The following is a 21,830-nucleotide window of genomic DNA, read 5'->3' as shown; positions in this document are numbered from 1 at the left end:
GGAGTGCCCATGGCCGACCCCGAAACGCCCGCCAACAACCAGGGGCCCGTCACCATTTCGAGCTCCAGCTCGGAGCGGGCGCCGATCATCTATTTCGACGGCGCGTCCTGCTTCGGCCATCACAACGGCGCGATCCAGATCGAGCTCGCCGCGAATTTGCTGATGCCGGTCGGCGCGGCCGTCAGGGTCGACGTGGTCCAGACCGCGCATCTGCGTTGCAGCGTGGCCGCGGCACTTGCGCTGCGCGAAGCGCTCGACAAGGCCCTGGCGATGTTCCGGCAGGGCCAGCAGCAGCCGGTGACGGAGGAGATCCCGGCGGTGAAGAATTGAGCTAGCCATCTTTTGACGATGGGCGTGTAGCCCGGATGGAGCGAAAGCGTAATCCGGGAGTTTTTGTCATCGCTCCCCGGATTGCGCTTCGCTCCATCCGGGCTACGAGGCGACGTAGATCGGCTCCGCCTCAGCTCACATGCACCTTTGGCTTCCTGCCGCCGTTCCACTTGCCGTCGAGCGCGCGCTCGATCTGGGCGGCGAGTTGCAGCAGCAGGCCGTCATTGGCCTGCTTGGCGATGGCCTGGATGCCGAGCGGCAGGCCGTGGTCCTGGCTCGCCATCGGCATCGAGATCGCGGGCATGCCGCAGAGATTGGCGAGCGGCGTGAAGGCGAAGAAGCGCCAGAGATTGCCGAACCAGTCGAGCACATCAGGATTGTCGGAGATGGTGAGATATTCCCTGGTGCTGACCTTCGGCGTCGGCAGCGCGATGATCGGCGTCAGGATCACGTCCCACTGCTCGAAGAAGGCGCCGAAGCCGCGTGACGTGGTGTTGAACACACCCTGCATCTTCGCCCGCTCGGCGAAGCTGGTGTGCCGGCCGGCTTCCCAGATCCGGATGTTCATCGGCTCGATCAGATCTTCCGGCGGCTTTTCCAGCCCGCGCGCGGCCAGCATGTTGGAGATCACCACCGCGAAATTCGAGATGTAGCACATCGTCTGCGCCTCGAACGCGGCGCGGAAGTCCAGCTCGGGCAGGGCGTAGTCGACGTGGTGGCCGAGGCCTTCGAGGAAGCGGCCGGTCTTCTCCAGTTCGGCTGCGAGCTCGGGTGTCGCGGTGTAGTCGCCCCAGCTGTGCGACAGCGCGATGCGCAGCTTGCCCGGATCGCGCTTGATCATCTCCGAATAAGGCTGCGCCGTGGTCCAGAACGGCATGAACTCGCCGGGCGCAGGTCCGCGGGCGTGATCGACGAAGGCCGCGGTGTCCCGCACCGAGCGCGACTGGCAGCCCTGGATCGAGACGAGGCCGGTGAGGTCGGACATGTGCGGCGCCAGCGAGAACACGCCGCGCGAGACCTTCAGCCCGATATTGCCGTTGACACCGGCGGGAATGCGGATCGATCCGCCGCCGTCGGTGGCATGTGCGATCGGCACCACGCCGGCGGCGACCATGGCAGCGCTGCCAGCCGACGAGCCGCAAGTGGTATAATCGGTATTCCAGGGATTGCGGGTGACGTAGACGGCGGGATTGTCGGCAGACGAGCACACGCCGAATTCCGGCGTGGTGGTGCGTCCAATCAGATTGAGGCCGGCCTGGCGGAATTTGCCGGTGAGGAACGTATCGGCCGCGGCGCGGTTGCCGCGCATCAAGAGCGAGCCCATTTCCTGCAGCCGGCCCTTCATGGTCGGCCCGAGGTCCTTCATCAGGAATGGCAGGCCGGCGAACGGACCTGCGAGATTGGCGCCGTCCTTCGCGGGATCGGCGATCACGTCCTCGAACAGCTCGACCACGCCGGACAGCGCCGGATTGACCTTGGCGACACCCGCTGCAGCCTGGCGCGCCAGATCTTTCGCCGTCAGCTCGCCCTTGCGGACACGCCCCGCCAGCGCGACGCCATCGTGCTGCGCCCATTCAGTCCAGCTCATCGGCAAAGTCATGAAGTCAAATCCCTTGAGGTGCGGCGTCACCTTTTTAGCAAGGGACCGCGTGAATCAACTGAGCCGGCACGAGGGGCAGGGTTGCGCCGGGCGGACAGGTCGGGGCATTAGAACAGTCGTGCGATTGCCGCAACCGGTCCGCCGCCAGCCGGCCCCTGATGCTCGGCGCCGCCGGAAACATAGACCACCCCCGTGCCGGCAAGGCCTGCGATCAAGCCGCCGACCGCCGCGCGGGCATGGCGTGTCGAACTGACGTCGGTATCTTCCAGCATGGTGTGGCGGGAGCCGCGCACGCTGCCATCGGGCGAAGCCTCGGCCTTGGCGAAGATGTTGACGAGCTCGCGGTCCGGCTGCGGATTTGCACCAAGCCCGACGCTCTGCAACGCAGACACCACTGCGGGCGCATCGATTGCGTCGTTCATCACGGCATGCCCGATCACGAACTCGCTGGCTGAACTGTCCGAATTGCCGAGCACGATGACGACGTTATGCATCAGCTCGATTCCGGACGAGGTCGAGGCGACCTTCGAGAACAGATCGTAGCGCCGCAGCACGTCCTCATCGCGAATGTCGGATGTGACCTCGCCGAGCGCGGCCGCAACCCCGAGCGCCGAGGCGCCGCGCGAATAGGCCATCGAGCTGTACGAGCTGATCGTCGCGGTTTTGTTGCCGCGCGCGGCCGCCGTCTCGACGCGCTCGCTGGTGAGCAGCGGGCACTTGATCTGCACGAAATGGACGTCCGTGGCATCGGTGATTCCGGCATCCGCCATCGCGGCCTGCACGGCCTTGGCGGTCTCGGTGATCTGCGCCGAGCGGCCGAGCTCCTCAGGCAGGAAATCGCGGGTCTGCGCCATGCCGATGCTCAGGCGCTTGCCGGAGATGCCGGCAGGCGGCCTCCCGATCTCCTCGCGCGTAAACACCGTGATGTGCGGGCTGAGCACGCCCTCGGTGCCGCCCGACATCACGAACGCAATGCGCTGCTCGACCTCATGTGGCGTCAGGCCGAGCTTCGGCGCGAGCGCTGTGCACAGCGCCGCAACCGCATACTCCCGCGTGAAGTCGTTGACGCCGCCATTGCCCTCGGTCTTGCCGAGAACGGCCAGGATGGCGGCTGGATCGATCACGCCTGAAACGATCAGGCTGACGAGGCCGGACACGTCGCCGGGGCCCTTGGTGGCGATCTTGAAGACGCCGACCGATGTGGTCCGCATTTTGATCCTCGGAGTTCGGTGGTCCCGGCGGGATCAAACAGGCGTAGAACCGAGGCGTCTGTCAAGTGCAACACTCCGCGTCATTCCGGTGCGCGCGAAATTGACCGGGCGATCCAGTACGGCGAGCCGGCGGTTGTCGAATCGAGAGGCCGCGGCGTACTGGATTCCCCGCCTTCGCCCGGGAATGACAGTGTCACTTGGAGAAGCAAGCTGTGACCTCATACTCCGTCATGTCGACCGAAGGCGGAAGCAATCAGAGTCTCTCCGCGGAGGGATTCTGGATTGCTTTGTCGCAAGTGCTCCTCGCAATGACGCGGAGCGAGCGGAGCCCAAACCTCTCCGCTCTTGCCCCGGACGCAGCGCATCGTCCGGGTGGTGCGCTGCAGAGCCGGGGCCCATCTCGCCGCATGCCGTGCCGCTTTGGGTCCCGGCTCTGCGCAGCAGCGTAAGAACGCTGCAGCGCGTCGGGGGACACAAGAGCAGCGGCGTCCTCACGAATGTGGCGAGATCGCATCGGTTCGACAAAAAATCCCCTGTCGACGGTCCTCTGCGGTACCTTGATGAATCAACCCCGGTTGGTCCATAAGCGGCGTCCCGCAGCCGGTGGTTCGCCGCCGCCTTGCGTGATCGGAATAGAGGGATTCTCGCGTGGCAAATATCAACCAGAAAATTGCGCAGGAGCTTGGGGTTCGGGCCGAGCAGGTCGAGGCGACGGTGACGTTGCTCGACGGCGGCGCCACGGTTCCCTTCATCGCCCGCTACCGCAAGGAAGCGACCGGTGCGCTCGACGACGCGCAATTGCGCACCCTGGAGGAGCGCCTGGGTTACCTGCGTGAGCTCGAGGACCGCCGCAAGGCCATCCTCGAATCAGTCCGCGAGCAGGGCAAGCTCGATGCCGCGCTCGAAGCCTCCATTCTCGCCGCCGACAGCAAGGCCCGCCTCGAAGACATCTATCTGCCGTTCAAGCCGAAGCGCCGCACCAAGGCTGAGATCGCCAAGGAGGCCGGCCTCGAGCCGCTCGCCAACCAGCTGATGGCGGAGCCCACCAACGATCCGAAGGTGGTGGCCGAAGCCTTCGTCAACGCCGAGAAGGGCGTTGCGGACACTGCCGCCGCACTCGACGGCGCCCGCGCCATCCTGGTCGAGCGTTTCGACGAGGACGCCGATCTGATCGGCGCGCTTCGCGAGGAGATGTGGACCAATGCGCGCATGGCCTCCAAGGTGCGCGACGGCAAGAAGACCGAGGGCGAGAAGTTCGCCGACTATTTCGACTTCTCCGAGCCGCTGACCAAGCTGCCCTCGCACCGAATCCTGGCGATGTTCCGCGGCGAGAAGGAGGAGATTCTCGACCTGCAAATCCAGGCCGAAGCCGAGGCGCCGCCGCCGGGCGTGCCCAGCGCCTATGAACTCAAAATCATGAAGCGGTTCGGCATCGCGGACCTCAAGCGCGCCGGCGACCGCTGGCTGATCGATACCGTGCGCTGGGCCTGGCGCACCAAGATCCAGGTGCATCTCAACATCGATTTGCGAATGCGGCTGTGGAACGCCGCCGAGACCGAGGCCGTGCGCGTGTTCGCCTCCAATCTACGCGACCTGCTGCTGGCCGCGCCGGCCGGCACCCGCGTCACCATGGGGCTGGATCCCGGCTATCGCACCGGCGTCAAGGTCGCCGTCACCGATGCCACCGGCAAGGTGGTCGATACCGCCGTGATCTATCCGCACGAGCCGCAGCGGCAGTGGAACGAGTCGCTCGCGATCCTCGGCAAGCTCGCATTGAAGCATCGTGTCGAGCTGATCGCGATCGGCAACGGCACCGCCTCGCGCGAGACCGACAAGCTCGCAGGCGATCTCGTCAAGGGTCTGTCCGAGTTGAAGATGACCAAGATCGTGGTGTCGGAGGCCGGCGCGTCGGTCTATTCGGCCTCGGCTTTCGCCTCGGAAGAATTGCCGGGTCTCGACGTCACCCTGCGCGGCGCGGTCTCGATCGCGCGGCGTCTGCAGGATCCGCTCGCCGAGCTCGTCAAGATCGAGCCCAAGGCGATCGGCGTCGGCCAGTATCAGCACGATCTCGGCCAGGCCAAGCTCGCCAAATCGCTCGACGCCGTGGTCGAAGACTGCGTGAACGCGGTCGGCGTCGACGTCAACACCGCGTCCGCGCCGCTGCTCGCCCGCGTGTCGGGCGTGGGCTCTGGTCTCGCGCAGAGCATCGTGGCGCACCGCGACGCCAACGGCCCGTTCAAATCGCGCAAGGCGCTCAAGGAGGTGCCGCGGCTCGGGCCGAAGGCGTTCGAGCAATGCGCCGGCTTCCTGCGCATCCTCGGCGGCGAGGACCCGCTCGATGCGTCCGGCGTACATCCGGAAGCCTATCCGGTGGTGCGCCGCATCCTCGCCGCGACCAAGAGCGACATCAAGGCGCTGATCGGCTCCAGCGAGATCGTGCGCACCTTGAAGCCGAAGGATTTCGTCGACGAGACCTTCGGTCTGCCGACCGTCACCGACATCTTGAAGGAATTGGAGAAGCCCGGCCGCGACCCGCGTCCGGCCTTCAAGGCCGCCGTGTTCATGGAGGGCGTCGAGGAGATCAAGCATCTCAAGAAGGGCATGATCCTCGAGGGCACCGTGACCAACGTCGCCGCCTTCGGCGCCTTCGTCGATATCGGCGTGCACCAGGACGGGCTCGTGCACATCTCCGCGATGTCGAAGACCTACATCAAGGATCCACGCGAAGTGGTGAAGCCCGGCGACATCGTCAAGGTGAAGGTGCTGGATTTCGAGGTCGCCCGCAAGCGCATCTCGCTGACCTTGCGCCTCGACGACGAGGTCGGGCCTAAGAAGGACGCCCCCGGCATGCAGCGCGACGCCGGCACGCGCAATCCGTCACGCATGACTTCGTCCGCCCCGCGCAAGCAGGAGTCCTCCGGTGGTGGCGGCGCGCTCGCCGAAGCGCTGCGCAGGGCGGCCGAGAAGAACGGCGGCAAACGCGCGTGAGGCGCGCTGCCTAAAGCTCGATCACGCCGCGGCGCGCCGCATGCGCGACCGCATCCGTGCGGCCGGTGGCGTCCAGCTTGTCGAGCAGCGAGCCGACGTGGAATTTCACGGTGTGCACGGAGATGCCGAGCTGGCGCGCGATCATCTTGTTGGAGGCGCCTTCGGCCATCAGCGCCAGAACGTCGAGCTCACGCTGCGTCAACGCGATGTCGTCGGGCATGACGCGTGGATCGCGGGCGACGATCGTCGCCGCGGCGGTCTCGCCCGACACGGCGAGGCGAAGCCCGGCGACGCCGGCGAGCAAGGCCTCGAGGCGACCGGCGAGCGCGGGATCGTCGATCTCCAGAGCGAGCACGATCTCCGGTGCGTTGTCCTCGCTCACGCCTCCGGCCTCTCGCCGACCGTGACCTTGAAGCTGACCGGCTCGCCGCCGCGGCGTGCGGCGACATCGACCACCGCGCCGACGCTGGAAGGACCCAGCGTCCGCGACAGCGCGCGCACGCCCGACAGTTTCTGGTCGTTGACCGCGACGATCACGTCGCCCTGGCGGATGCCGGCGGCGGCCGAAGGTCCGGCCTTGTCGACATTCATCACCATCGCGCCGACGCCGTCGTCGAGCCGGACCGGCTGCAGCCCGAGGCCGAGATAACCGCGCGCGATGCGACCGCGCGTCTCCAACTGCGCCGCGACGCGCTCGATCGTCGCGGTCGGGATCACCAGCACGCGCCGCGGGCCGAGCACGGCCATGCCGAAGGCTTCGCCCGAAGCGCTGAGCACAAGCCCGCCCTGCTGGCTGCCGCGCAGGCGGACGTCGAGCTCGATCCGCGCATCGATCTCGCCGCCGCGCAAGGAGCGCCAGCCGCTGCCGGACGCCGACACCATCCCGAGTGCCGCACTCGGCGTGTCGCGGTGGGTGGCGACCACGATCGCCAACGCACCGAGTGGCGGGACCGTTGCGGCGAGCTTGAACGGCGCCGTCGCGACCTCGGCGCGCAGCAGCGCGATATCGGTGGTGTGGTCGCGGCCCACGATCGTCGCGGCAACCCTGTTGCCGTCGGGCAGGCCGATCTCGACTGCGCCTTCGTCGGCCAGCGCCTCGTCGGCGGTGACGATCAGGCCGTTCTTCCAGACGAAGCCGGTCGCGCGGGAGCGATGCGAATGCACGGAGACGATTGCGGGCGCGGTCTGCGCCACCAATTCCGCGAGCGCGGATGACAGGGAGGTAAGGTCGGTCATGGCTGGCTCCTGTAAGTTGTCCTCAATCTGGGATGTCACGGGCGATTGCGAAACTGGCCGGGTGGTCAGGACAAGGAGCGGCTCCCGTAGGATCACGGCCGACGAACATGTGATTGGGAGCGCCTCACGGGAACGTGTAGCAATCGGCCTATTGCGCCACACGGCCTCAACCAATTTCAGCGAGTCCCGACTGATGACCATCGATCTCACCCGCCGCACCCTGCTGCAACTCGCCGGCGCCACATCCCTTGCGATGGCGGCCGCGGCTGCGGCGCGTGCCGAGGGGACACCGCAAGGCGCGGGGCCGACCTATGCCAGCCGCACGCCGATGCGGGTCGGCGTGGTGACGCTGCGGGTGAAGAATCTCGACAAGGTCGCGGACTACTATCGCGATGTGATCGGCCTCACCGTGATGGAGCGCTCTTCGGCTGCTGCAAGGCTCGGCACATCAGGTCTCACGCTGCTGGTGCTGGAGGCCCGCCCGGATGCGGCCATCGAGCCGCGCAACGCCGCCGGCCTCTACCACACCGCCTTCCTGATGCCGACCCGCAAGGACCTTGCGCGCTGGCTTGTTCACGCGGCCTCGCATCGGGTGAAGCTGTCGGGCTTTGCCGATCATCTCGTCAGTGAGTCGGTCTATCTCGACGATCCCGAAGGCAACGGCATCGAAGTCTATGCCGATCGCGATCCCTCGCAATGGCAATGGAGCGAGGGCAGCGTGAAGATGGCCTCCGACGAACTCAACATTCCCGATCTCCTGTCGCTGACCAATACGCGGGTGCCAGATTATGCCAAGGCGCCGGACGGACTCCGCGTCGGCCACATGCATCTGCGCGTCGGCGATCTCGCGCAGGCCGGAGGCTTCTATCATGACGCGATCGGCCTCGATCCGACCCGCAGCCGCAATGGCGCGGCGTTCCTGTCGTCGGGCCGCTATCATCATCACCTCGGCCTCAACGACTGGCAGAGCCAGGGCGCCGGCCAACGCGACGACCAGACGACCGGCCTTGCCTGGTTCTCGCTGGTGACGGAAAAGCCGGACATTCTCGCCGCTCAGGAGCAGCGCCTGCGCAAGGGTGGCGTGAAAGTCTCGGTGCTGGCGGACGGGCTGGAGGCGATCGATCCATGGGGAACGCGGGTGCGGCTGCTCAAGGCTTGAATGAGAGCGGGCTGTTTCAGCCTGCGGCACGTTCGACGACGACATCCTGGTCCGACCAGCTCCAGCGTCCGCCTCCACTGCGCTTGGCGGCGTAGAGGGCGCGGTCGACACGATCCAGCAGCTGCGAGGCCTTGGCTGCGGTCACCGGGCCGGTGCTGACGAGAATGCCGGCGCTTGCCGCGATGCGGACCGGAATGTCCGCCAGCAGGAACGGCATCGAGAGATCGCGAATAGCCTGGCGCGCCAGCGCGAGCGCTTGCTCGCGGCCGTCGTCGCCCGCCGCAACCGGCTTGAGCATCAGGAACTCGTCGCCGCCGAAGCGTGCGGCGATGCCGGCGCTGCCGACGCAGGACGACAGCCGCTCTGCAACCTGACGCAGCAGGTCGTCACCGGCTTGATGGCCGTGACGGTCGTTGACCGGCTTGAAGCCGTCGAGATCGATGGCGACGATGGCGAAGTCGTCCCGTGTCTCCGCCAGCGCCTGGAAGAACGCGGCGCGGTTCGGCAGTCCGGTGAGGAAGTCGTGGGTGGCCTGCCGCGCCAGCCGGTGCTTGGCTTCGAGGCGCTCCACGAAGGCGGCGCTGAGATGCCTGGAGGCCTCGCGCAAGGTCAGCCAGAAAAACACCAGCATGATCGCGCCGATCTTGTAGGCGAATTCGGGCCGCAGCAGGCCGCCGACGATGGTCGGCATCAGCAGGATGGCCGCGGTGTTGAGGATGATCCACGGACGGATCGCTGCGCGCGACACCATGCCGACGCAGAACGACATCGAGAGCCCGAACGCGATCCAGGCGCCGGGGTCGTCGTCGATCTCGAGCGCGCGATAGGAGAGCATGCCGAGCGCAAGGCCGAAGGCGGATGCGCCGGCGCCGTAAAGCCGTTCCCAGCTGATCACGTCGGCATCGGAGAATCGCGCCGAGCGCGACCTGTAACGGAGCAGGGAATAGATGCGGGCCGCGGCCGTGACGAAGATGAAGGCTGAGATGGCGGCATAGCCGATATCGCCGCTCATGACCGCGAGCGCCACGGCACCCGTCACCGAGGTGACGCCGATGGCGGACACCTGCGGCAGCGACGTGTACAGGAGATCGACGAGCTCGCGCCGGATGCGCGGATCGGGATGCAAATACCTGGACAGCATTGTGAGAGGCATGCCGGCACCATCGCCGTCACTCCCTAACACGGGGTAGGCGATCTACGCGACGTGATGGCCGGCGCGCAACGTCCTTAAGGAGTGGTCAATGCGCGAGCTTGCCGACGATTTCCTCGCATGTTAGCAGCGGTTAACGGGGCCTTGCAGCGCCCCGATGCCCTGGGAATCTTGCCCGCCATGTCGGAATTTCGCGGTGTCTTCCCCTATCTGGTGTCGCCCGTCGATGCCGACGGCACGGTGCGCACGGGCGTGCTCGCAAAGCTTTGCGACGATCTGATCGACGCCGGCGTGCACGGGCTGACGCCGCTCGGCTCGACCGGCGAGTTTGCCTATCTCAACGTTGCACAAAGGACGGCGGTCGTGCAGACCACGATCGAGGCCGCGAGGGGGCGCGTGCCCGTGGTGGCCGGCGTCGCCTCGACCTCGACGGCGGATGCGGTGGCGCAAGCGAGGGCGTACCAGAAGCTCGGCGCCGACGGCATCCTGGCCATCCTGGAAGCCTATTTCCCGCTCACCGACGCCCAGATCGAATCCTATTTCCGCGCCATCGCGGATGCCGTCGACATTCCCGTCGTCATCTACACCAACCCGCAGTTCCAGCGCTCCGATCTCACGCTTGACGTCATCGCGCGGCTCGCCGAGCATCCGCGCATCGGCTACATCAAGGACGCCTCGACCAACACCGGCCGGTTGCTCTCGATCATGAACCGTTGCGGAGACTCCTTGCGGGTGTTCTCCGCCTCCGCCCACATCCCGGCCGCGGTGATGCTGATCGGCGGGCTCGGCTGGATGGCGGGCCCGGCCTGCATCATCCCGCGCCAGAGCGTCGCGCTCTACGACCTCTGCAAGGCCGGCCGCTGGGACGAGGCCATGACGCTGCAGCGCCGCCTGTGGCGCATCAACGAGGCCTTCGCCCGCTTCAACCTTGCCGCCTGCATCAAGGCCGGCCTCGCGATCCAGGGCTACGACGTCGGCGACCCCGTCCCGCCGCAGGCCGCACTGACGGCCGATGCGCGCAAGACGGTGGAAGCGGCGCTGCGGGAGCTGGGTTAAGACCCCGGGCATGACGAATCCACGGTCCCGCCGCCCAAAACCGCGGCTGGCCTCGCATGCCTCGATCCGCTAAAAGGCTGCCGCATTTCAAGAGACTTCGAGGACCCCACGGAATGAACATCCTTCCCGGCAATTTGCGTTTCGGAGCGGGCCAGCCCGTCAAGCGTTTGGAAGACCAGCGACTGCTGACCGGGAAGGGGCAATTCATCGACGACAAGCCGGCCGACGGCGCGCTGTGGTTGTACGTGCTGCGCTCGCCGCATGCCCACGCCAGGATCGTCTCGATCGACACCAGTGCCGCCGCATCGATGCCGGGCGTTGCCGCGATCTACATCGGCGCCGACCTCGTCAAGGACGACATCGGCACCATTCCGACCTTGAGCATCTTCAAGCGCCCCGACGGCAAGCCGATGACGGTGCCCCCGCGCCGGCTGCTCGCCCATGAAATCGTGCGCTACGCCGGCGAAGCCGTGGCCGCGGTGGTGGCGGCCTCGCGCGCCGAGGCGCAGAGCGCGGCCGAGGCGATCGTGGTCGAATACGACGTGCAGCCCGCGGTGGTCGACCCGGTCGAGGCCGTCAAGCCCGGAGCGCCCGTGGTGTGGCCGGAGGCGCCCGACAACATCGTCGGCGCGATGGCTTACGGCGATGCCGCCAAGGTGGACGAAGCCTTTGCCAAGGCCGCCCACACCGTCGAGCTCGACATCGTCAGCCAGCGCCTCGTACCGTCTGCGATGGAGCCGCGCTCGACCATTGCCGAGATCGACAAGAAGACCGGCCGCCTCCTGCTGCACGTGCAGTCGCAGACGCCGGCCTCGACCCGCGACGTGCTGGCGGAAGCCGTGCTCAAGCGTCCTAAGGACAGCATCCGCGTGCTGGTCGGCGACATCGGCGGTGGCTTCGGCCAGAAGACCAATCTCTATCCCGAGGACGGCATCGTCGCCTACGCCGCGATCAAGCTGAACAAGAAGATCCGCTGGCGTGGCGACCGCACCGACGAATTCGTGGGCGGTACCCACGGCCGCGATCTCACCTCGACCGCGTCGTTTGCGCTGGACGAGAAGGGCAAAGTGCTGGCCTATCGCGTCACCTCGATCGGCTGCACCGGCGCCTACTCGTCGGGGGCCGCGAACATCATTCCGCTGGTGCTCGGGCCGTTCGTGCAGACCGGCGTCTACGATCTGCCGCTGGTGCATTTCGAGGTGAAGTCGGTGATGACCCACACCGCACCGGTCGGCGCCTATCGCGGCGCCGGTCGCCCCGAGGCGGTGTTCATCGTCGAGCGCCTGTTCGACGCCGCGGCCCGAAAGATCGGCATGGATCCGCGCGCGATTCGCAAAGCGAACTACATCAAGCCGGCGCAGCTGCCCTACACCAACGCGGCCGGGCAGGTCTACGATTCCGGCGCGTTCGCGCATATGCTCGATCGTGCCGTGAAGCTCGCCGACTGGGATGGCTTTGCCGCGCGCAAGAAGGCCGCGAAAAAGAAGGGCCTGCTCTACGGCCGCGGCCTCACCTCCTACATCGAATGGACCGGCGGCCGCGCCCACACCGAGAAGGTCAGCCTGCACGCGACCTCGCAGGGGCGCGTCGTGTTGCATTCCGGCACCATGGCGATGGGGCAAGGACTTCAGACCACCTACACCCAGATGATCTCCGACACGCTCGGCATTGCCATGGACAAGATCGACGTCGTCCAGGGCGACACCGATCTCGCGCAGGGTTTTGGCAGCGTCGGCTCGCGGTCGCTGTTCGTCGGTGGCACGGCCGTGGCGGTCTCCTCGAACGATCTAATCCAGAAGGCGCGCGAGAAGGCGGCGAACGTGCTCGAGACCTCGATCGCGGACATCGAGTACCAGGGCGGCATGCTCACGGTGGTCGGCACCGACCGCCGCATCAGCCTGTTCGATCTCGCCGAGAAGGAAGGCGGCGCCAAGCTCAGCGTCGATTCCGAAGGTGAGGTCGACGGTCCGAGCTGGCCGAACGGCACGCATATCTGCGAGGTCGAGATCGACCCCGAGACCGGTGTGTCCAAGGTGGTGCGCTACACCACAGTCGACGACGTCGGCGTCGCCGTGAACCCGATGCTGGTCACCGGCCAGATCCATGGCGGCGTCGCGCAAGGCATCGGCCAGGCCCTGTATGAAGGCGTTTCGTATGATGCCGATGGCCAGCTCCTCACCGCGAGCTACCAGGACTACTGCATCCCGCGCGCCGACGACGTGCCGCCGATCGTGGTGACGCTGGATGATTCCGCGCCCTGCCGCACCAATCCGCTCGGCGCCAAAGGCTGCGGTGAATCCGGCGCCATCGGCGGCCCGCCTTGCGTCACCAACGGCGTGATGGACGCGCTCGCCGAGCTCGGCATCACCCAGCTGAACACGCCGCTGACGCCGCAGAAGATCTGGAAGGCGATCAAGGACGCGAAGGCGGCGGGATAGGGCTGCGGCCGCGTCGCCCGGACAGGCGCAGCGACAACAGGGCGGCGTTGTTGCCACGACGTCATTGCGAGCGCAGCGAAGCAATCCAGAGTCCCTCCGCGGTAGGATTCTGGATTGCTTCGTCGCAAGGGCACCTCGCAATGACGAAGGAGAGAGTCGCAGCCCTCAAATCCCCAGCATCATCTTCGCGATGATATCGCGCTGGATCTCCGAGGTGCCGCCGAAGATCGTGTACGCCCGGCCGTTGAGATATTCGGGTACCACCGTCAGCATCTCCTCAGGCGTCGGCGGCTCGTGATTGAGCTTGTAGAGCGGGCGCATCGGCTCGACGGCGAGGGCGTCGTGGCCGATGACGTCGACCCCGAGCCGCGTCACGGCCTGGCGGATTTCGCTGTTGCGCAGCTTCAGGATCGAGGACACCGCGCCGGGATTCTGACCTGTCTGCAGCGCCGAGAGTACACGCAGCTCGGTCATCTCCAGCGCGTCGATGTCGACTTCGACTTCGGAGATGCGAAAGGCGATATCGGGGCTGTCGATGGCGCGGCCGGTCAGGTCCGATTCAGCAAGATCCGCGATCGCCTTCAGGCCCTCGCGCAGCTTGGCCGAGGCGATGCCGGAGCCGCGCTCGAACTCAAGCAGATATTTTCCGTAGGTCCAGCCTTTGCCTTCCTCGCCGACGCGGTTGGCCACGGGCACGCGGACGTCGTCGAAGAACACCTGGTTGACCTCATGGTCGCCGCCGATCGTGAGGATGGGACGCGTCGTGATGCCCGGCGTCTTCATGTCGATCAGGATGAAGCTGATCCCGTCCTGCTGCCGCGGCCCGTCGCTGGTGCGCACCAGAGCGAACATGCGGTTGGCGTGGTGGGCGTGCGTGGTCCAGATCTTGGTGCCGTTGATGACGTAGTCGTCGCCGTCGCGAACCGCGCGCGTCTTCAGCGAAGAGAGATCGGAGCCGGAGCCCGGCTCGGAATAGCCCTGGCACCAATAGTCCTCGCCGGAGAGAATTCGCGGCAGATAAAAATTCTTCTGCTCGGGGCTGCCGAAGCCGATGATGACGGGCCCGACCATCTTCACGCCCATCACGTTGACATTGGGCACGCCGGCGCGTGCGGACTCCGTCTCGAAAATCCAGCGCTGCGCCGGCGTCCAGGCCGGCCCACCATGCTCCACCGGCCAGCCCGGCGCGCCCCAGCCTTGTTTATGTAGCGCGCGCTGCCAGGCCATGCCGATATCGGGGTCGGAGAACACTGACGGGGTCAGCGCGGTCGCGCGCTTCATCTCGTCGGTGAGATTCTTTGCGATGAAGCTGCGCACCTCGTCCTGGAAGGCGCGCTCTTCGGCGTTGAACTTGAGGTCCATGAGGCTCTCCCGGTGTCAGGCCTTGCGGCCGAGTTCGGCGTGACGGGCATAATGATGCGCGCTGCCGCCGAATAGCGTGTCGGAGGCGACGAGGCGCTTGAAATAGGCGCCGACCTCGAGCTCCTCGGTGACGCCCATGCCCCCGTGAAGCTGGATCGACTGCTCGCCGACGAAGCGCGCGCATTTGCCGATCTTGGCTTTCGCGCCCGACGCCGCCCGGGCCCGCTCGGTCGGCGCGGCATCCACCTTCAACGCAGCCCGCAGCGCCATCGAGCGCGCCTCGTCGACCTGCATTGCCATGTCTGCGAGGCGGTGGCGGATCACCTGGTTGGCCGAGAGCGGCCGGCCAAACTGTTTTCTGATCTTGGTGTAGTCGAGCGTCGTGTCGAGCAACGTCTGCATGATGCCGACGGCCTCCGCGCCGAGCGCGGCCATGGCGCGGTCGATGGCCCATTCGATCGCGGGCAGCGCGTCGTGGCCGTCGCCGAGCAGCGCGTCCTCGGGCAGATTCACGTCCGAGAGCTCGATGTTGCAGGCGCGTCCGCCGCCGAGGCGCGGATAGTCTGAGATCGCGAGGCCCGGCGCTGTTGCCGGGACCACGAACAGGCCGATCCGCCCGGAAGGACCATGATGGTCGTGCATGAGCGCGGAGACGATGATCTCATCGGCGGCGTGGCCATCGAGCACCGCGATCTTGCTGCCGGCGAGGCGCCAGCCTTGCGTCGTCCTGGTCGCCGATGTCGCGACCTTGGCAAGATCGAACCTTGCCGCGCGCTCCGAATGCGCAAACGCAAGCTTCAGTGTTCCATCGGCGATCTTCGGCAGGCTCGCCTGCTTTTGCTCATTGGTGCCGCATCTGGCGATCAGTGCGGCACCCAGCACCACGGTCGCGACATAGGGCTCCGACACCAATCCTCGGCCGAAGGCTTCCATCAAGATGCCGATCTCGACTGCGCCGCCGCCGAGCCCGTCGAACTCTTCGGGAAGCGGCAGCGCCAGCCAGCCGAGCTCGGCGAATTGTTTCCACACGGCCGGGCTGAAGCCGAGCGGATCGTTCGCCATCTTGCGGCGGTGATCGGCATTGTAGCTTCCGGCCACGAAGCGCTCCGCGCTCTCACGCAGCAGCCTTTGCTCGTCACTGAGATTGAGATCCATGTCGCTACTCCGCGGCTGCCGGCGGCTTGCGCACCGAGGGATGCAGGCCTGCGGGATCGACGATCATTCCGAACTCCTGAAGATTATGCGCGTGGCAGAGCTGATGCAGCGCAAAGGCCTGGTCGATCGCGGCGGGCTGGCCCATCACGTCGACCGAGCGGTTCACCGCTTCCTTGGTCATCTTCAGCGCGAAGGATGGCTTTGCAGCGATCCTGCGTGCCAGCGCCAGCGTGCTCGCAGTCAGCTCCGCGCGCGGCACGACCTGATTGACCATGCCGAGCCGATGCGCCTCCTCGGCGCTCCAGTTGTCGGCGGTGAACAGGAACTCCTTGGCCTTGCGCGCACCGACCTCCCAGGGATGCACGAACCATTCGACGCCGCAGACGCCCATGGTCACGACCGGGTCGCAGAACTGCGCGTCGTCGCTGGCAATGATGAGGTCGCAGGCCCAGGCCAGCATCAGCCCGCCGGCGATGCACTTGCCGTGCACCTCGGCAATGGTTGGTTTTGCCAGGTTGCGCCAGCGCCGGGTGATCTGGAGATAAATTTCCTGCTCGCGCGCGAAGCGGCCATGGGCATTCGGTTCGGCAAAGCCGCCCCAATTCCCGATAGGTGGAAAATCGACCCCGGCGGTATTTTTGCCGCCCGGGCGCAGATCGTGGCCGGATGAGAAGTGGGGGCCGTTGCCGGCGAGGATGATCACCTTGACCTCGTCGTCCTGCACCGCCGCGTCGAAGGCGGCGTTGAGGTCGTAGGTCATCTGCAGGTTTTGCGCGTTGCGCGCCTCCGGCCGGTTCATCACAACCCGGGTGATGCCAGGCTCGGGCCTCTCCACGAGGATGGTTTCGAACGAGGTCATCGCGCTTCCCCCTCAGCGTTTCCAGTTTGATCTTATTGTTCCATCAAGTTGACTATGTCGGCCGGGGATAGGCAAGAGGCTTGCGTCAGTCGGCTGCTTTTCGCGCCGCCGGCACAAGATGTCTGGCACCACGCGCGCTCAATCTGGTAGTTTGCGCCAGATTCCACCGGGAGAAATTTAATGCGCAAGATCCTGACCGTGCTGGCGGCGCTGGCCTCGCTGAGCCTCACCAATTGCGGCTACAACGCGATCCAGAGCGAGGACGAGCAGATCAAGGCCAATTGGTCCGAGGTCGTGAACCAGTATCAGCGCCGCGCCGATCTGGTGCCCAACCTCGTCAACTCCGTGAAGGGCTTTGCCCAGCAGGAGAAGGACGTGCTGCTCGGCGTCACCAATGCCCGCGCCAAGGTCGGCAGCATCCAGGCGACGCCCGAGGTGCTGAACGATCCGGCCGCCTTCCAGAAGTTCCAGGCCGCCCAGGGTGAGCTCTCCAGCGCGCTGTCGCGGCTGCTCGTCGTCACCGAGAACTACCCTCAGCTCAAGTCGGACGCCTTGTTCAAGGACCTGATGTCGCAGCTCGAGGGTACCGAGAACCGCATCACGGTGGCGCGCAACCGCTACATCAAGGCGGTACAGGATTACAACGTCACCATCCGCTCGTTCCCGAGCAACCTCACCGCGATGGTGTTCGGCTACAAGGAGAAGCCGAACTTCGCGGTCGCAAACGAGAAGGAGATTTCGACCGCGCCGAAGGTGGACTTCAACCCGGCGCCGGCGCCGTCGAAGTAGGCGCGTTCAGTCCCGATGCCTAACACACACTCAGCTGTCATTCCCCGCGAAGGCGGGGAATCCAGTACGCCGCGGCGTTTCCGTAGTTCGCAGGCGTCTCTGGAATACTGGATCGCCCGGTCAAGCCGGGCGATGACGACGAGTGTGTGGCGCGCGGTTTTCGTTGCGGCACTCGTTCTCGCCTTCGCGCTCCCCGCCCTCGCCGATGTCGCCGTCCCCGAGCTCACCGGCCGCGTGGTCGATAAGACCGGCACGCTCTCCAGCAGCGACGTCGCCTCGCTGTCACAAAAGCTGCGCGACTTCGAGACGCGCAAGGGGAGCCAGATCGCCGTCCTGATCGTGCCGACCACGCAGCCGGAGACGATCGAGCAATTCTCGATCCGCGTCGCGGAGGCCTGGAAGATCGGCCGCAAGAAGGTCGACGACGGCGCGATCCTCGTCGTCGCCAAGAACGACCGGCATCTGCGTATCGAGGTCGGGTACGGCCTCGAAGGCGCGCTCACCGACGTCACCTCGCGGCGGATCATCGACGAAATCATCACGCCGAAATTCAGGGGCGGCGATTTTGGCGGCGGCATCTCCGATGGCGTCGACCGCATGATCCGGGTCATCGACGGCGAGCCGCTGCCTGTTCCGTCGCCGAGCGTGAATTTCGGCAATCTGGACGATATTGCGCCGCTGTTCATCGTGACGCTGTTCGCTTCGATCGGGGTCGGTGGCTTCTTCCGGGCGATGCTCGGGCGGCTAGTCGGATCGTTGGCGACCGGCGGAATCATCGCCGCGCTCAGCTGGCTCATTCTCGGCTCCTTTACGCTCGCCATGGCTCTCGGTGGTCTCGGCTTCGTCATCGGATTCATCGCTGACCTGTTTTCGGCGATCACGCCCGGCACCGGCCGCTCGCGCGGCGGCTCGTGGTCGAGCGGCTCGTCGTCGGGTGGCTGGAGCAGCGGATCGTCGAGCAGCGGCGGCTTTAGCGGCGGTGGCGGCAGTTTTGGCGGCGGCGGCGCCTCGGGGAGCTGGTAGCGGTCATGAGCATCAAGCGCATTGCCAGACATCTCGTGCAGCATCATTGGCGGGCACAGCAGATCTTTCCGCCAGCCGTGCTCGGCCGCATCGAACAGGCGATCAAGCAGGGCGAGACCACCCATTCCGGCCAGGTCCGCTTCGTGGTCGAAGGCGCACTCGACGGCGCGCCGCTGTTCCGCAACCAGCCGGCGCGCGCTCGCGCGCTCGACGTGTTCTCCAATCTGCGCATCTGGGACACCGCGCATAACAACGGCGTGCTGATCTATCTCCTGCTCGCCGACCGCGACGTCGAGATCGTCGCCGACCGCGGCATTCATGCCAAGGTCGGTGCAGAGGGCTGGGAGCGCATCTGCCGCGCGATGGAGGCCGAGTTCGCCGCCGGCCAGTTCGAGCGCGGCGTGATCGGCGGCATCGAAGCGGTGTCGCGCGAATTGACGCGGCACTTCCCGCCGCAGGGCCCGCAGAGCAACGAGCTGCCGGATGTGCCAGTCGTGATGTGAGCGGGTGTGATGTGAGTTGGGTGCTGCCTCCGCCGTCATTGCGAGGAGCCCTTGCGACGAGCAATCCAGACTGCCTCTGCGGAAAGATCCCGGATTGCTTCGCTGCGCTCGCAATGACGGTGAGAGAGCCCGGCCTATTCCGCGGCCGTTCATCTTGCCCCGGTTACAAATTGTTTCACGCCCGCCACACCGGTTCCATCTTCCCGGCTCAATTCAGCCCCTGATGACTTCCTAAAATTTCGGTAAGCGGGTCCGCAAGTAAGGATTTCGCAAGCAATGAAAGTTACCAAAAGGTCAACCCAGACTGGAGTATTTGAGCCGTGAGCGAACCAATGCCCGAGCAGGCTGCCCAGGACACCGGCGTCGTCGAAGCTGCTGCGACCGCGCCGCAGACCGTCGAGGCTGCCGGGATCGAGGCTCCCTCGATTGCGCCGGACCACGAGGCGCCGCCCAAACCTGATCCAGTCAAGCCTGATCCGATCAAGGTCGAGCCGTCAAAGATCGAAGCATCCCGGATTGAGGCTCCGAAGCTCGAAGCCAAAGCCGAGACCAGGCCCGAGCCGAAGCCCGGCAAGCTCATCGTCATGGCGCCCTCGGAGCGGTCGTGGAACGGCTCTCGGGACCGCGAGGATTTTGCTCCGCATGTGAAGGCTGAAGAGCTGCGGGAGACCGGCGGCAAGCGCCGCCTGTCGGCGATGGCCGCGGTGGTGGCGATCGCGGCGGGCGTCGGCGCGATCAGCGGCGCGCTCGCAACTGCCGGCATGATGCATTTCGCCGCACCGGCCCAGGCGCCGGTGCAGGTCGCCGACACCAGCGCGCTCGATGCTTCGGTTGCCCGGATCGATGCCGACCTCGTCGCGCTCAAGGCCAATGTCGAGCACAGCTCGAAGACCGGCATCACCCAGTTCAACCGGGCCAACGACCGTCTCGACAAGCTCGAGAAGGCGCAGGCCGAGCCGATAGCCAGGATCGTAAAACTGTCCGAGACCGTCGACAAGCTCCGCGCCGCGCCGCCCGCCGCCCCCGCGCAGGCCGCCGCGTCGCCTGCGAAGGAGACCACCGGCTCGATCGCGCCGGCCCAGGTTGCGACCGCCGCCGCCGCACCGGCTCCGGTGCCGGCCGCGCCCAAGGCCGATGTCGGCCGCCTGCCGACGGTCGACGGCTGGCGGCTGCGCAACGCCGGCAATGGCGGTGCGCTGATCGAGGGCCGCGACGGGCTCTACGAGGTCTATCCCGGCGATCCCATCCCCGGCCTCGGCCGCGTCGATGCGATCCGACGCCAGGATGGCCGCTGGGTGGTCGTCACCAGCAAGGGGTTGATCGTCTCGCGCTGAGCGGCCCGGATACGACTTTCGAAAGGCGCTTCACCACCATGTGAAGCGCCTTTTTGCTTGAATAGGCCGACCACCGCGGTGTTACCTCAGGCATGAGCCGCGCGTTGCGAATTCTCGTTGCTGTCGTCGTCGTGCTGGGCGGCGCCATGTCGCTATCGGCCGCGGAGAACGTACAGCTGACGCGCGGTACCGCGATTACCGGTCCCGACATTCTGCGAAAGCTAGACCAGAACGACACACTGACGATTTCGCGGCTGCTCTGGCCGGAGCGTAACGCAAACTTTCCGCTGACAACCGACCAGCTGTTCTCCTGGTTGCAACAGCTGAAGGATATCCCGCCTGCGATCGACGCTGAGTTCGACCGTTACATCGCGCGTCAGAAGGCGGCCTATCCGACCGAGACCATCGGCGTCGGCGAGGGCTTTGACGTGCAGCTGTTCGATCGCGCCAACCTGAAATCCGCCGACACGCGTTTCGTGCTCGCGGGTATCGTCAATCGCATGGACCGCGCTTACGTATCGGAAGAGTCCTGCGGGGAGATCCGGCTGATCTACCGTCTGGCACGTTTCGACGCCCGGCCGGATGGGACCAGGACGGCAACGCGTCTGCCGATGACGTTCAATCTGGTGATGAAGGCCCGCGATACTCGCCAGGTCGCTTCGAACGGCAAGCCCGTGAGTTGCGCCGACGTCGCGCGGCGCTGGCTGGACAATGGCGACTGGCAGGGGCTGATCGGCACCAGCTCGCATCCTGGCGATGCCATGCTCGACCGCATCGAGACCAATATCCAGATCTCGATCGCGCCAAAATCGGCGCTGCACGATTTTCGTTCGGACTATCTCCTCAAGGTCTTCAAGTACAACACCGCTACGAAGACGTTCGAGGAATCGACGCTGGAGAATCAGATCGACCGCGACCGGATTTTGGTCGACAATGACCTCCGGCGCGATTTCAAGGATTGGCTGCTTGCGCCCGATCATCTGCGCGCATTCGATCGCGGCACCGTGCTGATCCCCGAGAGGTTTCTGGCCAGGGCCGCGGTTGTGCCGACGCCCGCCGGCCTCGATGCCTCCGCGCTGCAGCCGGAGTTCGGCTTGATGCAGGGGGAAGGTAAAGGCGAGCCCGTCTTTACCGACAGCGATGTCGTCAGTGCGCTGAAGCAGGCCGCGGCGCGCGGTGACATCCAGAACATCCGCTCGGCCGCGGGCTTCCAGCGCCGCCTCAACGACGTCACCTGCTCGGGCTGTCACCAGACCCGCGGCATCGGCGGCTTCCATTTTCCGGGCGTCGATTGGCTGGCGGACAAGCCGTCGAATTCCACCATCGTGCCGGCCTCGCCGCACTTTCTCGGTGACCAGCCCCGCCGCCGCGACATCCTGACCACGTTCGCCGCGGGCAAACGCCCTGATTTTTCGCGCGGATTTGCCAGCCGGCCGCAGACGCGCGGCAGCCGGGAGCTCGTCGGCACCGAATATCAGGACGGCTGGGGCGCGCATTGTTCTTTGCAGGAGGCGGGACCTGGAACGCGAGATGAGAGTTTTACGTCATGGGGCTGTGCTACAGGGTTGACCTGTCAGGCCGCGGCGGCTTCGCGCCACATCGGCATGTGCTTCATCAAGACGCGTTAGGCCAACGAG

General features: G+C 66.1%; 18 protein-coding genes. 10 read left to right on the top strand and 8 right to left on the bottom strand.

The genetic code is table 11. From position 1 onward, the window contains the following. The first annotated feature begins 9 nt into the window (after positions 1 to 9). Positions 10 to 330 (top strand): hypothetical protein, encoded by a 321-nt coding sequence (locus C7G42_RS35235; RefSeq protein ID WP_199580833.1) that lies wholly within the window; start codon positions 10 to 12, stop codon positions 328 to 330. A gap of 130 nt (positions 331 to 460) precedes the next feature. Here the strand turns inward: C7G42_RS35235 and C7G42_RS10710 are convergent, their stop codons facing one another. Both C7G42_RS10710 and atzD read right to left on the bottom strand, forming a co-directional pair. Beyond that, positions 461 to 1,930 carry an amidase gene (locus C7G42_RS10710; protein WP_199580831.1) on the bottom strand — a complete coding sequence of 490 codons (1,470 nt, stop codon included), beginning with the start codon at positions 1,928 to 1,930 and terminating at the stop codon, positions 461 to 463. Positions 1,931 to 2,037: 107 nt separating this feature from the next. After that, positions 2,038 to 3,141, bottom strand: a complete 1,104-nt coding sequence (gene atzD, locus C7G42_RS10705) for a cyanuric acid amidohydrolase (RefSeq protein ID WP_106948984.1) — start codon at positions 3,139 to 3,141, stop codon at positions 2,038 to 2,040. 648 nt (positions 3,142 to 3,789) lie between these two features. Here atzD and C7G42_RS10695 point away from each other — a divergent pair. Next, positions 3,790 to 6,129 (top strand): Tex family protein, encoded by a 2,340-nt coding sequence (locus C7G42_RS10695; protein WP_106948982.1) that lies wholly within the window; start codon positions 3,790 to 3,792, stop codon positions 6,127 to 6,129. 10 nt (positions 6,130 to 6,139) lie between these two features. Here C7G42_RS10695 and C7G42_RS10690 read toward each other — a convergent pair whose 3' ends face one another. Both C7G42_RS10690 and C7G42_RS10685 read right to left on the bottom strand, forming a co-directional pair. Further along, complete coding sequence (locus C7G42_RS10690) at positions 6,140 to 6,511, bottom strand: response regulator transcription factor (protein WP_106948981.1); 372 nt, start codon at positions 6,509 to 6,511, stop codon at positions 6,140 to 6,142. Next, positions 6,508 to 7,365: a S1C family serine protease gene (locus C7G42_RS10685; RefSeq protein WP_106948980.1), complete on the bottom strand. Its 858-nt coding sequence runs from the start codon at positions 7,363 to 7,365 to the stop codon at positions 6,508 to 6,510. Before C7G42_RS10685 ends, C7G42_RS10690 begins: the two co-directional genes overlap by 4 nt. Before the next feature lie 193 nt (positions 7,366 to 7,558). Between C7G42_RS10685 and C7G42_RS10680 the strand changes: the two genes are divergently transcribed. Beyond that, on the top strand, positions 7,559 to 8,524 hold the full coding sequence (locus C7G42_RS10680; RefSeq protein ID WP_106948979.1) for a VOC family protein: 966 nt from the start codon (positions 7,559 to 7,561) through the stop codon (positions 8,522 to 8,524). Positions 8,525 to 8,540: 16 nt separating this feature from the next. Here C7G42_RS10680 and C7G42_RS10675 read toward each other — a convergent pair whose 3' ends face one another. Further along, the gene (locus C7G42_RS10675) at positions 8,541 to 9,677 is read right to left on the bottom strand and encodes a GGDEF domain-containing protein (RefSeq protein WP_106948978.1); all 1,137 of its coding nucleotides are present in this window, start codon (positions 9,675 to 9,677) and stop codon (positions 8,541 to 8,543) included. A 177-nt stretch (positions 9,678 to 9,854) separates the two neighbouring features. Here C7G42_RS10675 and C7G42_RS10670 point away from each other — a divergent pair, with 177 nt between their 5' ends. Together C7G42_RS10670 and C7G42_RS10665 are read left to right on the top strand one after the other, a co-directional pair. Then, the gene (locus tag C7G42_RS10670) at positions 9,855 to 10,730 is read left to right on the top strand and encodes a dihydrodipicolinate synthase family protein (protein ID WP_106948977.1); all 876 of its coding nucleotides are present in this window, start codon (positions 9,855 to 9,857) and stop codon (positions 10,728 to 10,730) included. Between the two features lie 113 nt (positions 10,731 to 10,843). After that, positions 10,844 to 13,168 (top strand): xanthine dehydrogenase family protein molybdopterin-binding subunit, encoded by a 2,325-nt coding sequence (locus tag C7G42_RS10665; protein WP_106948976.1) that lies wholly within the window; start codon positions 10,844 to 10,846, stop codon positions 13,166 to 13,168. Positions 13,169 to 13,333: 165 nt separating this feature from the next. On the opposite strand, the gene C7G42_RS10660 is transcribed toward C7G42_RS10665, so the two are convergent. From C7G42_RS10660 to C7G42_RS10650, 3 genes are read right to left on the bottom strand one after another with little or no spacing between them, the layout of a single operon-like run. Continuing rightward, positions 13,334 to 14,530, bottom strand: coding sequence for an acyl-CoA dehydrogenase family protein (locus C7G42_RS10660; RefSeq protein WP_106948975.1), 1,197 nt, complete (start codon positions 14,528 to 14,530; stop codon positions 13,334 to 13,336). Positions 14,531 to 14,545: 15 nt separating this feature from the next. Continuing rightward, entirely contained in the window at positions 14,546 to 15,685 is a 1,140-nt protein-coding gene (locus C7G42_RS10655; protein WP_106948974.1) for an acyl-CoA dehydrogenase family protein, read from the bottom strand. A 4-nt stretch (positions 15,686 to 15,689) separates the two neighbouring features. Further along, a complete protein-coding gene (locus C7G42_RS10650; protein WP_106948973.1) occupies positions 15,690 to 16,544 on the bottom strand; it encodes an enoyl-CoA hydratase in 855 nt (284 codons plus the stop codon). 180 nt (positions 16,545 to 16,724) lie between these two features. Between C7G42_RS10650 and C7G42_RS10645 the strand changes: the two genes are divergently transcribed. The 5 genes from C7G42_RS10645 to C7G42_RS10620 all read left to right on the top strand — a co-directional run bounded on the left by C7G42_RS10645 (position 16,725) and on the right by C7G42_RS10620 (position 21,821). Next, the gene (locus tag C7G42_RS10645) at positions 16,725 to 17,333 is read left to right on the top strand and encodes a LemA family protein (RefSeq protein ID WP_106948972.1); all 609 of its coding nucleotides are present in this window, start codon (positions 16,725 to 16,727) and stop codon (positions 17,331 to 17,333) included. A 132-nt stretch (positions 17,334 to 17,465) separates the two neighbouring features. Next, positions 17,466 to 18,356 (top strand): TPM domain-containing protein, encoded by an 891-nt coding sequence (locus tag C7G42_RS10635; RefSeq protein WP_199580829.1) that lies wholly within the window; start codon positions 17,466 to 17,468, stop codon positions 18,354 to 18,356. A gap of 5 nt (positions 18,357 to 18,361) precedes the next feature. Continuing rightward, a complete protein-coding gene (locus C7G42_RS10630) occupies positions 18,362 to 18,859 on the top strand; it encodes a TPM domain-containing protein (protein ID WP_106948970.1) in 498 nt (165 codons plus the stop codon). Positions 18,860 to 19,191: 332 nt separating this feature from the next. Then, complete coding sequence (locus tag C7G42_RS10625) at positions 19,192 to 20,193, top strand: hypothetical protein (RefSeq protein WP_199580905.1); 1,002 nt, start codon at positions 19,192 to 19,194, stop codon at positions 20,191 to 20,193. A gap of 92 nt (positions 20,194 to 20,285) precedes the next feature. Beyond that, positions 20,286 to 21,821, top strand: coding sequence for a hypothetical protein (locus C7G42_RS10620; protein WP_106948968.1), 1,536 nt, complete (start codon positions 20,286 to 20,288; stop codon positions 21,819 to 21,821). Positions 21,822 to 21,830: the final 9 nt, after the last annotated feature.

It is taken from the genome of Bradyrhizobium sp. MOS003 (assembly GCF_003020125.1).
GTDB lineage: Bacteria > Pseudomonadota > Alphaproteobacteria > Rhizobiales > Xanthobacteraceae > Bradyrhizobium.
This window is presented reverse-complemented; position numbering and strand designations above follow the sequence as displayed.